Origin of the sequence: Marinococcus halophilus (assembly GCF_002265875.1) — a bacterium.
GTDB classification, from domain to species: Bacteria; Bacillota; Bacilli; order Bacillales; family Marinococcaceae; genus Marinococcus; species Marinococcus halophilus.
This window is the reverse complement of the sequence record NZ_NPFA01000033.1, coordinates 1-14,925: the sequence shown is the minus strand read 5'-3', so window position 1 is coordinate 14,925 and position 14,925 is coordinate 1. Positions and strand designations below refer to the sequence as shown.

Below are 14,925 nucleotides of genomic sequence, written 5' to 3'. Positions count from 1 at the left end.
CATTCCATCCGGAATGTCTCTCCCGGGTCTACGGAAAATACGGCAGGAATATCCGGGTGCCAGCGGTTGTGCCCCGGCGTCGTCTGTTGGTCCATCGTTTTGTTCAGATCTACCTCAAACAGCTTTTTCGGCATAGAAAGCCCCTCCTGTTTATAAAATACCTGGAGACACAGCACGCGATATTTAAATTTTCTAAATATATTTGATAAAAAAAGGGGGAGAACCCCTTTTTTAAATCTATGCTAAAGTAATTGATTTGTCTGCATAGACGCTTTGAACCGAGCGGATAATCTCTATGCCTTCATCCATCGGGCGCTGGAACGCCTTACGTCCCATGATCAGTCCCATGCCGCCTGCACGTTTGTTAATTACTGCTGTTTTAACAGCATCCTCTAGATCCGATTCGGCAGAGCCCCCGCCGGAGTTAATCAAGCCGGCCCGGCCCATAAACGAATTCATTACCTGGTAACGGGTCAGGTCAATCGGGTGGTCACTCGTCAGCTCCGAATACACTTTGTCGTGAGTCTTGCCGTATCCGACTGCTGTATAGCCGCCGTTGTTGGTCGGCATTTTCTGTTTTACAATATCTGCCTGCAGGCTTGCTGATAAATGTATTGCCTGGCTCGTCAGGTCAGAGGCTGTATGATAATCCGTTCCGTCTTTCTTAAAGCCTGGATTACGGAGATAGGCCCAAAGAATAGTGCCAAGGCCAAGTTGGTGAGCACGTTCAAAGGCTTTCGACACCTCCTGGATCTGGCGGTCGCTCTGCTCCGAACCAAAGTAAATCGTCGCTCCAACCGCTACTGCTCCCATATTATAGGCCTGGTCGACAGAGCCGAACATAATTTGGTCGTGCGTTTCCGGATAAGTCAGCAATTCATTGTGGTTAATTTTGGCAATAAAAGGGATCTTGTGTGCGTAATCCCTTGCGATTGATCCAAGCGCCCCGACTGTGGAAGCTACCGCATTGCAGTTACTTTCCATGGCGAGCTTTACGATGTTTTCCGGATCAAAATACATAGGGTTCGGCGCAAACGAAGCCCCTGCTGAGTGCTCGATGCCCTGGTCAACCGGCAGAATAGACAGATAACCCGTCCCGCCAAGCTGGCCGTGGTCAAATAAGCTCTGCAGGTTGCGCAGTACTACCGGAGAACGGTCAGTCGCTTTGTACACCCGGTCGACAAAATCAGGCCCCGGGACATAGAGATTTTCTTTCGGCACTGTTTTGCTTTGATGGTTTAATAAGTAATCCGCATCCTGTCCTAAAATTTCCTTTGTTGAAGCCATCGTAATACCTCCTCACCAGTTTAGCTAATTCTTCTTCCCTAATTCCCTTATTAGGGAAGAACATAAACAAAATTTCACAGAATTTATGAAAAGGTTTATCTCTGGAAAGGTATTTACATAGATAATTTTTGCTGTAAGTATACGATTTAGCAGGATCATGACGATATATATTACAAATGCTGCCTCTTTGTTTAAGCTATTTCAATACAATCAACTTTTCCGCTGGAAAGGGCGCTTCCTATGAAAATAAATTATCTATTTGTCATGTTCGCTGTCTATATGTTCTTCGGTGTTTTTATCGGGATCAGTTTTGCAGTTATCATGCCGGCAGTTATTCCCATTCTGCTTCGTTTTTAAAAATGTTTTATACCGCTTCGATTACCGCCGGTGTGGCGCTCGGTCTCTTGAATTATTTTCTTTTTTTCGGTTTTGTGCGCCGGTGCATTGATCACTTTCAGGCTGTACTGACCTCTGTGCGTAACGGAGATCTCAGCGCTCGTGCTTCATTTCAAAGCACTGGAATAATTGGCCGGCTAAATGACGATTTGAATCGCACTATAGCCCACCTCGAGGCCACTAAAGAAAAGGTCGGCCGCGATGATTTAACCAATCTGCCGAACCGGGCTGCCCTGCAGCAGTTTTTTCAGGAAACTTCCAACTCGGGCTTTTCTTACCTTCTTTACTTTATTGATGTGGATCAATTTAAAACTATTAACGATACCTACGGCCACATTACCGGCGACCGTGTGCTTCAGTTCACTGCCGGCCGAATTGGCAGCGCCTGGAGTCCAGGACAGCGCCTTTACCGTTTAGGAGGAGACGAGTTTGTCATTATGGAGCAGATCGGCACGAAAAATACGAAAAGCACGCAGCTGACCAAAAGCCGTATCGCCCAACAGCTTCGTGTCCCTTACACAGACGGGCAAATTACTTTTACTATTGCCGTCAGCATTGGGGTGTATGAGTCCTCTGGCCAGCACGAGGATTTTGCTTCCGTGCTGCATAAGGCTGATCAAAAAATGTATAAAGCCAAACGCCAAAAGCACGAAAGCTCGCTTCCATTTAACTAAAGAGGCTTCGAAACCTTTTGTGGTACCGGGAAAATATTTCTGCCACAATTCCTTCATTTTTACAGTAATAATGGCCTATGCTTTTTGATTTAATTTGTATCGATAAATGTTTAGAGAGGCAATTCTTCCTTTTTTTCTGCTTCAATATTTTCAGCCTCCCTTTCTATGGGCAGGCAGAAACAAAAGAGCAGCATGGCTGGGGCTTTATCAGGTTAAAGAATCAGTACAATATTAAAGGGGTGTAGGGGATGAAGGAATGGTTCAATTTTAAAAGCTTGCGTGCAAAAATTTTAACTGGCTTTCTGGTGCTTATATTGCTGGTCACAGCGCTTGGCGTCTATAATTTTTACGCCAACAGCAGGGCAAATGCCGAAACAAAGGATATTGTTGAAAAGCAGCTCCCACTATTGATCGCTGATGAAAAACTAGCGTTTAATATGGCACAGCGTGTCGCCCTCTCCCGGGGGTACGTTTTATTCGGGGATGAGGAATTTAAAAGCAGCTTTATGGAATACACAGAAGAAAGCGCTGCGCTGGAAGAGGAGACGCTCGCCGACTTCGATTCTGCTGAGCTGGAGACATTAACGGAAAAGAGTATCGAATGGGAGCAGATTATTACCTCGGAGGTTTTCCCAGCTTACGAAGCAGGTAATGAAGAAGAAGCTAAACAGATACTAAATACCACTGCCAAGCCACTGGCCCGGGAGATTATGACCGGCTTTGAAGATTTGGCTGGAAAAAGAGAAGGATTAATCACAGTTGCAGGGGAAGATGTGATTGAAAGCGGCAGAAACCTGATGACTACCGGTACAATTATTTCCCTTTTAGTCATCCTTGCGGGAACTGCCATTTCCTTTTTTATGGCACGCACGATCTCTGCTCCAATTAAAACGGTCATGCACCGTATGCAGGCTATTGCAGAGGGCGACTTGAGCCAGGAGCCGATGCAAACTACATCCCGCGATGAAACTGGAAAGCTCGTACATGCCGCCAATCAAATGAATAACAACATGACCCGGCTGCTTACACAAATTAAAAAGATGTCCACAGACGTATCGGATCAGAGCCAGAATTTAACTCATTCGGCGAATGAGGTGAAGGCAGGCTCCCAGCAGGTAGCCGTTACGATGGAAGAGCTCGCTTCCGGAGCAGAATCCCAGGCGACAAGTGCCAGCAGCATCGCTTCATTAATGAGTGACTTCACTGAAAATGTTTCCGATGCCCATACGAAGGGCGAAGACGTTCGCAGCTCATCAACACATATTCTCTCTATTACAAATGAAGGCCGGCAACTGATGGACACTTCGGTGCATCAAATGGAAAAGATCGATGCTATCGTAAAAAATGCGGCCGTGAAGGTCGAAGGGCTCGATAAACAATCCCAGGAAATTTCAAAATTAGTTTCTGTGATTAACGATATTGCCAACCAGACGAATTTGCTTGCTTTAAACGCTGCGATTGAAGCTGCCCGTGCCGGCGAGCAGGGTCGCGGATTTGCCGTAGTGGCTGATGAAGTACGAAAGCTTGCCGAGCAGGTGTCTGCTTCCATTACAGACATTACCGGCATTGTAGAGGGTATTCAGAACGAATCTTCCTCTGTCGCCGCCTCTCTGCAGGCAGGATATAAAGAAGTAGAACTCGGCACCTCCCAGATTCAAACAACGGGAGAAACATTCAATACGATCAATACAGCTATTCAGGCAATGGCAGAAAACCTCCAATCCGTCACTCAAAATCTGGCGGCTATCTCTTCAAGCAGTCAGGAAATCAATGCTTCCATTGAAGAAATCGCTTCTGTATCCGAAGAATCTGCTGCCGGGGTCGAACAGACTGCCGCTTCCGTCCAGCAGACGAGCAGCTCCATGGAGGAAGTTTCCGCTAATTCAGAAAACCTGAACGACCTTGCCCTCCAGCTGAACGCCGAAGTAGATAAATTTAAGCTGTAATACGAATAATAAGGCCCGGAGATTTTTTCTCCCGGCCTTCTTTGTTATTCTAGATCTGTTTTACGCTTCAGCGGCTTTACTGCCGGGCCTTCAATAACCTCCCCATCGTAGGAAAATCTTGACCCATGGCACGGACAGTCCCAACTCCGTTCTGCATTGTTCCAGGAAAGATCACAGCCCATATGCGTACAGGTGGTGTCGACAACATACAGTCTTCCTGTTTCATTCCGGTAAGCTCCGGCCTTCCCGTCTTCGGTATTAATTAAAGCTCCTTCATCATTTTCCAGGTTCTTTTCTTTATCGCCCCGGTTGGATTTTCCTTTAACCATTTCTTTCCCGACATCCATGTTTTCGGCTGCAAAGGATTGAATGTTTTTCTTTTTCAGTTCAGAGCGCGTCGGGTCAAACGCTTCTTTGTAGACATTTTCATTGCCTAGCACGTAATCAGCCAGCATTTTCCCTGCTGCTTCGCTGTTGCTTATTCCCCATTTCATGAAGCCGGTGGCAGTAAAAATCTGCTTTTCTCCGGAAGTCATCGGTCCGACATACGGCATTTTATCCAAGGTAATCATATCCTGAGCCGACCAGCGGTAAGGCACTTCCTGCAGACCAAAGTGCTCTTCGCCGAAGGTACGCAGTGCCTCGTACCGCTCAAACGTGCTGGTTTCATTTTTACCAGATGTATGACCTTCCCCGCCGATTAAAAGAAGATCCTCCCCGTTCTCGTCTTTTGCTGTACGAAGCGATCTTGAAGGCGAATCTACACTAATATACATATGCCTTGGCATCGTCTGGACTTTAGCCCCGATAATGTAGGAACGCTCCACGTGCAGACGGCTGTAATATTTCCCCATGCCGTCGTTAAAAGGGAAATGGCTTGTCACCAAAAGATAATCACTCGTAATTTTGCTTTCATTGTTTGTGTTAACTACGACTTTACCATTTGATTTATTTACATCCGAAGCCCTCGTATTTTCATACACACGCCCGCCCAGCCGGACTACCTCTTCAAGAAGTGCATGGTAATAATGCACTGGCTGAAACTGGGCCTGATTGCGTATCACAAGGGCCCGAGCGACAGCATACGGGAGATCATGTTCTTCAGAAGCCTCTCCGCCGTTAACGTTTAGTAGCCGGTATGCTTCGGCTTCCTGCTCCATCACTTTTTGCTGCTGTTCGCTATTCGTATAAATAAAAGCGTTCCGTTCCTCCCATTTGCAATTAATACCAAGCTCTTCCACCCGGTTTCGCATATCACGGATCGCCTGTTCGTTAGCTTCATGGTACTGGCTTGTTTTTTCCCGCCCGTGATTTTGCATCAGCTCATCGTATATCATGCCGTGCTGGGAGGATATTTTTGCTGTTGTATTTCCGGTGGTGCCTTCAAGTACCCTTCCCGCTTCGAGCAGCACAACTTTGGCTCCAACCTTCGCTAAATAGTAAGCAGCTGTAATACCGGCTGCTCCGGCGCCTGCAATAGTAACTTCTGCGGTGTCTTCGCCGCTGTGTGCCGGCATGTTTGTAGATTCGCTTTCCTTAAGCCATAAAGAATGTGGATATAAAGGGACACTTCTGTTGTTAGCCATTGTAGTTCCTCCTTATAGTTATTCAAACCGCGACTGCTTTTTCTTCCCGGGGGCGGGCTGCCTTATACCAGTGCCAGCAGAGAATCACCATAATGGCAATATCCACCGCATCGCCCCCGTAATACATCAGCATTGATCCTGCCTGGGCAGCTTCCTGGCCTACCCCTGCCGGCGGTGACACGTACAAGTATTTGGATAAAATACCGTGCCCTGCAAGCGCTGCCACAAGCACCCCGGATCGGAACAGAAAAGAATACCGATGAGGCATCGGATCAATATAAATAATTGAAGCTGTAAACGCATACCCCGCCAAGAAAATATGGACATGAATGATAATATAGATAAGAGCAGAGGCATGCATCAAGGCGTACAACCCGGTCGTATATAAAAACCACAAGCCGCCAATATTCAGCACCGTGGCCGTCACCGGATGAGAAATTATTGTTACAAAGCGGCTCCGCAGCATTTTAGCCAGTTTTTTCGCTGCAGGTACTGGCAAAGCACGAAGAGCAAGCGTTACCGGCGCCGCAAGCACTAAACAAAGCGGTGCCAGCATGCCAAGCAGCAGGTGCCCGGTCATATGAATGACAAATGAATCGTGAGCCATCCGCGGAATTGGCCCGAGGACTGAAATCACTGCCGCCGCTGTGCCAGTGACGAACAAGCCGATGCGGCGTGCCGGCCATCCCGCATCCCGGAAAGCTGCAAAAAGATACAGCAGGCACACAAGGATAAAGGGGGCCGCAAGTATTCCTTCTGCAATATAATGAGCAGTAGTCATCAGCTTATACCGTTTCTTTCTGTTTTTTCATCTGCGAAGTCTGCCTCCATACCACTATGCCGGCAATAAGGATGACGAGTGCACTAATATTCCATACAAGATCGTAAGGAAGAATATCTACACCGTACCGTATCTGGTGAATGCCCATCCATTTATGCTGGACCAGGCCATCGTAAAGCTGAAAAAAGCCGGCCCCGGTCAGTGTGCCCCCGATCCACCGACGCAGCCAGAAGCTCTGCCGGCGCCGGAGATCAGCCACCATAAATAAGGCAGCTACCGTAGCAAACCAGCTGAATGCATGAAAAAAGCCATCTGAGATGAGCCCTGCGGTCGTTGTTGATAAATCATAAAAATGGTGCCAGTGCAGCAGCTGGTGAAAGACTACTTCATCGATAAAAGCAATGAGCCCGAGACCGAAAAGAAAGCCGGATAATATATTTCGCCCGGCGTAGTTTTTCTGGTTTCTCCGAAGCATAGCTTCATTTTTTTCTGACATGGCTGGTCCTCCTCTGCTACATATCTGTTTTCAGTCGATTGCTCGAAAAAAGTACATGTGTGCCCATATAAAAGTGAAACATGTATTCAGCTGCCCCCATCAACACTGCGGTTACCACAGCTGCAAGCAGTACTGGGCCAGCGAAAGTGATCACAGCCCCCGCAGCTAATACGACAGCAAATACTAAAATGGCATCTGCGCCCGCTGCCATTAGGCTTTTTACACGTGGAAGCAGTACTAGATCTCCGAGTGGGTAGCTGATGGCGCCGATGATAATAGTGAGCACCAGCACACTCCAAATAGAAACCCCATTTGCGATGCTCAGCACCAAAAATAACAGTGCGGCAGTCATTATGCTTTTACCAGTTAATGCTTTGATATGCTTCATGTTTTACTCCTTTCCATGTGTGCTTAAAAATACACAAAAAGCCAGGGAAAGACGCCTCTCTTTTCCTGGCTTACCGCAAGGCTTAATCCCGCGATTGCTGCCTCCGTTTATGCAGTTAATGCTTGGCTATTCTTCTGTTTCCTTTAAATACATTTCCATAAACTTTCTTTTGGATTAAAAGAGAGTTCTTTCAAGCTCAGCAAACTAAATGATTTAGCAATACTATCTCTATCCTGCGCTCTCTTTAAAGAAATATTATGAGCTGGAGCATGTCTTTCAGGCCGGGCAAAAAACCATTTGTTCCCTCACCCATCGATAGCCCTGGATTAGGATGACAGTTATAGTCCGCCCTCTTGTGCCGCGTAGGGTTATTCATATTATTCAGCACGAAAAAGCCGGTGAAGACGCTGGAGCGATTTTTCAGCATATTCATTTATAATATCTGCTTCCGATTTTCCTTCAGCGGAGGAGAACACGCTCAAATCGGGAGGCAGGCATTCTACTGTAATTGTTCCGCCGTAGCCTGTTTCCTTAATGGTATCTGCAATTGTTTTCCATGAGAGCCTCCCGTATCCCAGACCCTGCCGGTTAGTATCTGCTACGTGTATGTGGCTGAGAGCTGGGCCAAGATGATGAAAAGGTGCTTCCATGCTGCTTTCTTCAATGTTCATATGAAAAGTGTCGAGCATCGTCGTTACAAAAGGGTGCCCTATTTCCTTCACCAGCAGCAACGCCTGCCAACCGGTGTTAATAATACAGCTTTCATAACGATTTAACGGCTCGATCACAAGCGCGACGTTTCTTTCTTCTGCATATGGAGCTATTTCCTGAAGTGACAGGACAGCCGCTTCCCATTCTGCTTTGCCGTTTTCTTCCGGCTCTGCTTTACCTGGCGCACACGGGGACAGCACCATGTATTCTGCTCCTGCCCGGTATGCACGGTTGATCTGCTCTTTAAAATAATTTACAGCTGTTTTTCGCATGGAAGGGTTCACCTGTGATAAATCTGTTTCTTTCCGCGGCCAGCCTGCATCCGCACACAAGCCCCGGATACGGATATCCAAGGTTTCTGCCAGATCGACCAATCCCTCCCAATTATAGTCTCTCGCATGCACTTCAATTTCATCGTACCCTATGACGGATACGTCACGCATCGTTTGCTCAATCGGCCGGTCTCCAAACACCCAGCTGCATATCGAAAAATTCATCCCATCCTCCCTTTCACTACTACAACTCTTCTGTAATATGTTTCTTCTCCACGAAGTGCTGGAAGAACTATAGAAGCTACAAATAAAGACCAGCGAGGCAAAGCCGCTGGTCTTTATTAAACATCTTCCGAGAACACGTGGCCGCCGATTTCATAGTCCACTGTCTTTGTTTCCCAAAGCCAATTGTCTTTCGGCACTTTTTCACTCCAGAAGAACAATGAATCACCTACGGGTTCCGATCCATTCAGCGCTTCTTCTGTTGCTTCTTCTGCGCGTTCGGAAGGAGACTCTTCTATACTTCCGTCAGCCACGACCTGAAACTGATTTTCTTCATATATGACACTTTCAACGTCATTTGGAAAGGTTTCTGATTCAATACGGTTCAAAATAACACTAGCCACGGCTACCATGCCTTCAAAAGACTCATCTTTGGCTTCTGCATGCACAGCCCGTTCAAGCAGTTCTTCATTTTCAACCTCAGGGACTTCGCTTGAGGCCACTCTTTCTTCCTCTTCTTCAGGTGCCGTTGCTTCCTGTACTGTCTCTTCTTCTACTGCAGGTTGCTTTTCTTCTGGTTCCTGCTCCGCTGTCTGGCTTCGTTCATGCACGCTGTAGACTAAGACACCCAGCACAGCGGCAAAAACAGCAAGCGTTCCCATTACAGTGTAAATGGAATACTGCTTGGACATTATAATCACCCTTTATCAATGAGGCAAAATTATTGTTCCAATGATGGCGGTAAATGACAGGTTTGCCATCACTCTACCATTTTTCTGCCAGAAATAATAATTACCACTGAGGGGATATTCGGCTATTTTCCGCTGAAATAAGTAAAGAAAATCTATAAGCACAACCACGGGCAATATATTTCCTGTATGGCTCCGTACGCGCCAGAATGCATAGACATCAGGAGGAATTTTTTTTCTGTTTTTCTGACTTTGCACGTTCATTGCGGATACGCTGGCGGTAGCCATAGGTTGCTTTAAGAACCGTTTCTTCACTTTCCAGTCCTGCTCCAAGCGCCCCTCCCAACGTAGCCACTGTACAGGCAAGCCATGAAATTTTCAGGTAGGTTGCAAAGGTTACTGTGCCCGATAAATTCAGCGCCAGCTGGGAGGCAGGAATAAATAACAGAGAAACAATCAAAAACATAATAAATAACACAATATAATAATGGATAATGGCAATGCCGATTGTAGAAGCCGTAGCTTTGTTGTAGGAGCGGACCAAAAATTTAGACTCTGCCTTGGACTCGTTTTCCCATAACCCATGAGCAACGATAAACCATACGGTCATAGCAACCATAGCCGTAAACATAACTGCAAGAAAACGCCAAAAGCCGTAAGTATCACTCAGCATCCAGAAGCTTGGAAAAATCAGTCCGTAAGCACCAGTAGCAAAAGCTAAAGCGATGACACGCTTAAAGGCTGGAAAAATCGTCCAGGGACGGTTTGCCAGCACCATGCCGGAAAGCAGCCTCGTGCGTCCCCTTACATTCAGATTGGCATAAAAGCGGACGTGCTGGCTTTCCTCTTCATTAGAATATACTTTCCTTTTAATTGGAGAAAAACGCTCGTACAAACGGCTGCCCATCAGCTCCCTGGAGCCTCTGCCACGGACCTGGTAGGAATGGTCGTCTTCGTGCTCTTCAAGCTGTTCCTGGTTTTCTGCAATGCGCTCATTCTGCCGTTCACGGTCTTCTTCAGAGCTTCCATGATGCATTTCATTTACAAGCTGCATCATTGCTTCCCGGACGCGCTTTTTCATGGGCATTGCTCCGAGAGAGGGCAGGGAAATAAGACCGATTTCCCGGTCTGAGCTGGCGTCAGCTATTACCAGCTTCTTTCCGTCTACAATAGGCAGATCCGTAAAACAGAGGGCGTAGTCCCATTCATGCTTTTCTTTATGCTTTTTTGCTTCCTCAATTACCGGTTCTGATTTTTCTATCACTCCGGCAAAAGGATCAAGGAGCACTTCCACTTCCCAGCCTCTCCGGTCATCTACATAGTTTTTGAGTAAATCGGGAAGTTCCCCTTCTATTTCGTCACAAATTTCCTTTGGGAGCTCCGGGGCGGCTATTAGTCCAAGCGTGTAGCTATCGGACGAATGTTTATTTTTTTTCGAAGCCATCAATACCCTCCTTTCTTTACATCGTCTTAAAAACAAGGCCAAGAATACGGTATCATACTTTTCCCCTTTTCCATATACACGTACTTTTCCATTATGCACATGTTATAGATAAAAGAAAACGAGGAATAATCCTTTTAGGTTCATTATTAATATAAGGAGGTGAACCGGAGCTGACCGCTTCGGCCGCTATGAAATTGACAGAAACTATGCACGTACTCGAACTGTCTATTCCAAACGGAACAGACACTATGGTACTACACTTAACCCTCATAAATAACAATGGCCGCCTTATCCTCTTTGACACAGGCATGCCTGGATATGAAGAAGAGATTTATGAATTGATACGAAATGAAAATCTAAATCCTGATCACCTTGAAACTATTATTTTAACCCATCAGGACATTGATCACATTGGCAGCCTTCCGGAAATTCTTCACGACCATCCCGACTTACGAGTTCTCGTACATTCGGCCGACAAGCCTTATGTGGACGGCGCGGAGCCATTGATCAAACTAAGCAGTAATGCCAAAGCAAACCTGATTGATACTCTTCCAGAAGCAAAGCGGGACAGAGTTGGCCACATGTTTGACAAAACCGAGCCATCGCTTATCAGTGAAACTGTAGAAGAAAAAGACACACCCATTGAGGGGCTGACTGTCCTGCATACGCCCGGCCATACTCCCGGCCATATCAGCCTGTATCACGAAAACAGCCATACGCTCATTGCGGGCGACGCTTTGACTGCTAAAGACGGCGAGCTTTTCGGCCCTCGTGCAGAAGTGACCCCTGATATGGAACAAGCCCGCCGTTCCCTCGAAAAGCTCCTCGGCTTTGATATGACCACCGTGATTTGTTACCACGGAGGCGTCGTACACGGAGACATCAATCATAAAATCAGTGAGATTTTATCCTAAATAAAAAAAGCACCTCCGCCGGTTGCGGAGGTGCTTTCGTCTGTACGTTGATCACGAGTTTTCGATATCCTCCCGAATTCGCTGCCGACGCTCCTCTTCCTCCCGCAGTCTCGTTTCCTTGTAATCCTTTCGAACGGATTTCAGCAAGGAAATGGCGGAGATAAACAAGACGATAGAGAACGGCAAAGCCCCGATGAGAGAAACTGTCTGAAGCCCATTCAGGCCGGCACTGATAATTAATACAGTAGCGAGTCCTGCAATGAGAGCGCCCCAGATTATTTTTAAAAGCATTGATGGGTTCGTATCTCCGTTAGAGGTCATCATGCCAAGTACGAATGTTGCAGAGTCCGCTGACGTTACAAGGAATGTAAACAACAGACAAATCGATAGTATCGAAAGCAGCGTGCCAAGTGGTATATTATCCAGCATGGCAAACATGGCCCGTGTCGTATCCTCCGCAACGATCCCTGCTATGTCTGTATTGTGAAATAAATCCAGGTTGATGGCAGTGCCGCCGAAAATACCAATCCAGATTATACCGATAAATGGCGGAGCCACCATAACGCCAAGAACGAATTCCCGGAGTGTACGGCCTTTGGAAATACGGGCTACGAACATGCCCACGAACGGAGACCAGGCAATGGTCCAGGCCCAGTAATAAATCGGCCAGTCCTGCACCCAGGTGCCATTTGTATAGTTTTCCATACGCAGGCTTGCCTGGAAGAAGTTTTGAACGTAATCACCAAGACCCATTGTTATTGTTTCAAATATAAAGCCGGTCGGTCCGATAAACAGGACCGCTACCATTAAAAATAATGCCAGCCCAAGGTTTACATTACTCAAATATTTTATTCCGCGGTCCAGGCCGGAAATTGTGGAAGCCATAAAGAATACGAACATGACAGCAACAATTATAAATTGGGTCGTCGAACTGGCAGGCACGTTAAACACACTGTTGAGGCCGCCGCTGATCTGCAGCACACTCAAACCGAGTGTGGTTGCTACCCCCATTACTGTAGCGATAACAGCAATGATATCCACGCCGTTACGGAAGCCTTTACGGAGCGGGCGCGTGCCATCTCCAATAACACCATTCATCGTGTCACTGATAAGGCTACGCTCTTCCTGACGGTATAAAAAGTAGGAAATCGCAAGCCCTACAAATGTAAATGAAGCCCACTGGTGAATACCGTTGTTAAAAAATGCGTTCCACATTGCTTCTCTTGCCGCTTCGGGTGTTCCCGGCTCCACGTTTGTCCAGGGCGGCGGAGTCTGGAAGTGGGTCATTGGCTCTGCCACACCCCAGAATACGATACTTACACCAAATCCACAGCTGAAAAGCATCGCAATCCAGGTAAAAAAAGGATATTTCGGCCGGGCGTCATCGCCTCCCAGCCTGACACGTCCATACTTACTGAACGCCATATAAAAGTTAAATAAGATCAAAAACAGCACAAACAGTAAATAGAACCAGCCGAACGTATCAGCGATAAAGCCGTATGTAAATTCGGCCTGGGCCTGTAGGGCCTGTGGTGCTATTGCTCCCCATAACGCAAACGCAAAAATGATGATAAAAGATATAAAAAAGATACTGTTGAGAAATTTAAATTTCTTCTCTTTTTCACTCATGATGCTTCCCCCTCTCTTTGCTTGCAGAAACGAATTAACGAAACTTTAACATATAAGGCCTTTTAAAAACAGTTAGTTTCAAAAAACTCTTTAAACTAGTATTAGGAGCAAAGAACTAACATACAAAGCCTTATGTATCGTTGTACCCGAATTAACCTGCAAATAATACACAAATTCACTGATCTGTGGATTTTTTCAATGAACTTATTTATTTTCATGACTATTTCACTAATTATTCTTTTATTAGCATCGTAAATCTGAAAAATATCGGGTACAATGAAGGTAGGAATATAGATCATCAAAGAGGTACACAAAGTTCACTCCATTTACTTTTTGTCTTCTCTCCAGCATTAGGTTTCAAGCAGGCGTTCCCTGCGAATCTACTATATTAGGAGGATGTTCTATGCAAACAATGAACGTTATATTAGTCGCTGTCGATGGGTCTGAACAGGCTGAATACGCTTTTGAAACCGCTCTCCCTATTGCCAGGGCGCAGCAAGCCCAGCTTATAATCGCCAGGGTAATCAACAAAAACGCCTACCAGCCAATGAGCAGTTACGCCCCGTCTATTATTGAAAAAGTGCAGGAAGATGCTAATGAATTACTGGCAAAGTATAAAAAGCAGGCAGAGGAAGCTGGTATTTCAGACGTAACTGTAGAACTTGTATACGGCTCCCCTAAAACGAAAATTATCCGTGATATTGTGCCAAAATATCATGTCGATTTGATAATAACCGGCGCCACTGGTTTAAACGCTGTTGAGAAAATATTCATGGGCAGTGTGTCAGAACACATCGCAAAAACAGCCCCATGCAGTGTGATGGTGGTCCGTTCTTAGTAATTAATATTAGCGAAAAGCAGCTGGCGTAAATTGCCGCTGCTTTTTTTTGAAAAATTAGGTTTATTCCTTTTACAAGCGGGAACCATTTAAGTGTTCCCATTTATTTGAGGAACAAAAATATATGCATGGTGGAAATGTTGGGACAATAGCGCCTAAAACATAAGCCAGAAAAGCCCTATCTCTTTTCTGGCTTTTTTGCGTACAAAAACCGGTTTACTCCTCTCCCGGGCTCTATTGTTCTTTTGTTTTCGCTGTGCATTATTTTTATCTTTTAGCCGACGTGCAACCAGGCATGTAGCCGGTGCTCAAGAAGAACTTTTTTCACCCACTTTAAAGCAGGACTCTTTAGCCTGCTCTCATTCTAAGCTTTAAAATTTTAGGAGGACTCGAAAATGGCAATTGATAAGTATCCATCCAGACAGGGCGACCATAAGGAAATCATGGACCGGAAGGACCCCGTTGTTCATGGCGGATCCGACTTCGACGGACCACTGCAGAAAGAGGAACTGGACTTTTACGACGAGAACGGCTACCTCATGCTCCAGAAGCTGTTCACCGACGAGGAAGTCGACATGATGAAGCGCGAGCTCCGGGAGACGATGAAGCGCAACGAAGAGCGCGACGCGCCGGACGTGATCAAGGAGCCGAA

Annotated in this window: 14 protein-coding genes and 1 pseudogene; 5 read left to right on the top strand and 10 right to left on the bottom strand. The window is 46.3% G+C overall.

Annotated features, from left to right (window positions below; translation table 11 throughout):
- Both CHL76_RS16285 and CHL76_RS16280 read right to left on the bottom strand, forming a co-directional pair.
- Positions 1–134 (bottom strand): acetamidase/formamidase family protein (locus CHL76_RS16285; RefSeq protein ID WP_198951238.1); only part of this gene is annotated, 134 nt, incomplete at its 3' end.
- A 103-nt stretch (positions 135–237) separates the two neighbouring features.
- Complete coding sequence (locus tag CHL76_RS16280; RefSeq protein ID WP_094909134.1) at positions 238–1,287, bottom strand: class I fructose-bisphosphate aldolase; 1,050 nt, start codon at positions 1,285–1,287, stop codon at positions 238–240.
- A 359-nt stretch (positions 1,288–1,646) separates the two neighbouring features.
- Between CHL76_RS16280 and CHL76_RS16275 the strand changes: the two genes are divergently transcribed.
- Both CHL76_RS16275 and CHL76_RS16270 read left to right on the top strand, forming a co-directional pair.
- On the top strand, positions 1,647–2,357 hold the full coding sequence (locus tag CHL76_RS16275) for a GGDEF domain-containing protein (protein WP_158219214.1): 711 nt from the start codon (positions 1,647–1,649) through the stop codon (positions 2,355–2,357).
- Positions 2,358–2,605: 248 nt separating this feature from the next.
- Complete coding sequence (locus tag CHL76_RS16270) at positions 2,606–4,303, top strand: methyl-accepting chemotaxis protein (protein WP_094909132.1); 1,698 nt, start codon at positions 2,606–2,608, stop codon at positions 4,301–4,303.
- A gap of 44 nt (positions 4,304–4,347) precedes the next feature.
- Here the strand turns inward: CHL76_RS16270 and CHL76_RS16265 are convergent, their stop codons facing one another.
- The 7 genes from CHL76_RS16265 to CHL76_RS16235 form a co-directional block, all read right to left on the bottom strand.
- Entirely contained in the window at positions 4,348–5,889 is a 1,542-nt protein-coding gene (locus tag CHL76_RS16265; RefSeq protein ID WP_079475665.1) for an FAD-dependent oxidoreductase, read from the bottom strand.
- Positions 5,890–5,911: 22 nt separating this feature from the next.
- Entirely contained in the window at positions 5,912–6,670 is a 759-nt protein-coding gene (locus CHL76_RS16260) for a cytochrome c oxidase assembly protein (RefSeq protein ID WP_079475664.1), read from the bottom strand.
- A 4-nt stretch (positions 6,671–6,674) separates the two neighbouring features.
- Positions 6,675–7,166 carry a DUF2243 domain-containing protein gene (locus tag CHL76_RS16255; protein WP_079475663.1) on the bottom strand — a complete coding sequence of 164 codons (492 nt, stop codon included), beginning with the start codon at positions 7,164–7,166 and terminating at the stop codon, positions 6,675–6,677.
- Positions 7,167–7,182: 16 nt separating this feature from the next.
- Entirely contained in the window at positions 7,183–7,554 is a 372-nt protein-coding gene (locus CHL76_RS16250; protein ID WP_079475662.1) for a DUF2512 family protein, read from the bottom strand.
- A gap of 377 nt (positions 7,555–7,931) precedes the next feature.
- Positions 7,932–8,762: a sugar phosphate isomerase/epimerase family protein gene (locus CHL76_RS16245; RefSeq protein ID WP_079475661.1), complete on the bottom strand. Its 831-nt coding sequence runs from the start codon at positions 8,760–8,762 to the stop codon at positions 7,932–7,934.
- A gap of 116 nt (positions 8,763–8,878) precedes the next feature.
- The gene (locus tag CHL76_RS16240) at positions 8,879–9,451 is read right to left on the bottom strand and encodes a cell wall hydrolase (protein WP_079475660.1); all 573 of its coding nucleotides are present in this window, start codon (positions 9,449–9,451) and stop codon (positions 8,879–8,881) included.
- Positions 9,452–9,668: 217 nt separating this feature from the next.
- On the bottom strand, positions 9,669–10,892 hold the full coding sequence (locus CHL76_RS16235) for an MFS transporter (RefSeq protein ID WP_079475659.1): 1,224 nt from the start codon (positions 10,890–10,892) through the stop codon (positions 9,669–9,671).
- A gap of 188 nt (positions 10,893–11,080) precedes the next feature.
- On the opposite strand from CHL76_RS16235, the gene CHL76_RS16230 reads away from it, so the two are divergent.
- Positions 11,081–11,806, top strand: a complete 726-nt coding sequence (locus CHL76_RS16230) for an MBL fold metallo-hydrolase (protein ID WP_094909131.1) — start codon at positions 11,081–11,083, stop codon at positions 11,804–11,806.
- Between the two features lie 51 nt (positions 11,807–11,857).
- On the opposite strand, the gene CHL76_RS16225 is transcribed toward CHL76_RS16230, so the two are convergent.
- Positions 11,858–13,435 carry a BCCT family transporter gene (locus CHL76_RS16225; RefSeq protein WP_079475657.1) on the bottom strand — a complete coding sequence of 526 codons (1,578 nt, stop codon included), beginning with the start codon at positions 13,433–13,435 and terminating at the stop codon, positions 11,858–11,860.
- A gap of 403 nt (positions 13,436–13,838) precedes the next feature.
- Here CHL76_RS16225 and CHL76_RS16220 point away from each other — a divergent pair, with 403 nt between their 5' ends.
- Together CHL76_RS16220 and CHL76_RS16215 are read left to right on the top strand one after the other, a co-directional pair.
- Entirely contained in the window at positions 13,839–14,273 is a 435-nt protein-coding gene (locus CHL76_RS16220) for a universal stress protein (RefSeq protein ID WP_079475656.1), read from the top strand.
- Positions 14,274–14,668: 395 nt separating this feature from the next.
- Positions 14,669–14,925 (top strand): annotated as a pseudogene (locus CHL76_RS16215) (ectoine hydroxylase); the annotation flags it as partial.

Bases quoted from the DNA above. Each gene is read 5' to 3' on its own strand.
- CHL76_RS16280 (WP_094909134.1), bottom strand. From the start codon at position 1,287: ATGGCTTCAACAAAGGAAATTTTAGGACAGGATGCGGATTACTTATTA.
- CHL76_RS16275 (WP_158219214.1), top strand. From the start codon at position 1,647: ATGTTTTATACCGCTTCGATTACCGCCGGTGTGGCGCTCGGTCTCTTG.
- CHL76_RS16270 (WP_094909132.1), top strand. From the start codon at position 2,606: ATGAAGGAATGGTTCAATTTTAAAAGCTTGCGTGCAAAAATTTTAACT.
- CHL76_RS16265 (WP_079475665.1), bottom strand. From the start codon at position 5,889: ATGGCTAACAACAGAAGTGTCCCTTTATATCCACATTCTTTATGGCTT.
- CHL76_RS16260 (WP_079475664.1), bottom strand. From the start codon at position 6,670: ATGACTACTGCTCATTATATTGCAGAAGGAATACTTGCGGCCCCCTTT.
- CHL76_RS16255 (WP_079475663.1), bottom strand. From the start codon at position 7,166: ATGTCAGAAAAAAATGAAGCTATGCTTCGGAGAAACCAGAAAAACTAC.
- CHL76_RS16250 (WP_079475662.1), bottom strand. From the start codon at position 7,554: ATGAAGCATATCAAAGCATTAACTGGTAAAAGCATAATGACTGCCGCA.
- CHL76_RS16245 (WP_079475661.1), bottom strand. From the start codon at position 8,762: ATGAATTTTTCGATATGCAGCTGGGTGTTTGGAGACCGGCCGATTGAG.
- CHL76_RS16240 (WP_079475660.1), bottom strand. From the start codon at position 9,451: ATGTCCAAGCAGTATTCCATTTACACTGTAATGGGAACGCTTGCTGTT.
- CHL76_RS16235 (WP_079475659.1), bottom strand. From the start codon at position 10,892: ATGGCTTCGAAAAAAAATAAACATTCGTCCGATAGCTACACGCTTGGA.
- CHL76_RS16230 (WP_094909131.1), top strand. From the start codon at position 11,081: ATGAAATTGACAGAAACTATGCACGTACTCGAACTGTCTATTCCAAAC.
- CHL76_RS16225 (WP_079475657.1), bottom strand. From the start codon at position 13,435: ATGAGTGAAAAAGAGAAGAAATTTAAATTTCTCAACAGTATCTTTTTT.
- CHL76_RS16220 (WP_079475656.1), top strand. From the start codon at position 13,839: ATGCAAACAATGAACGTTATATTAGTCGCTGTCGATGGGTCTGAACAG.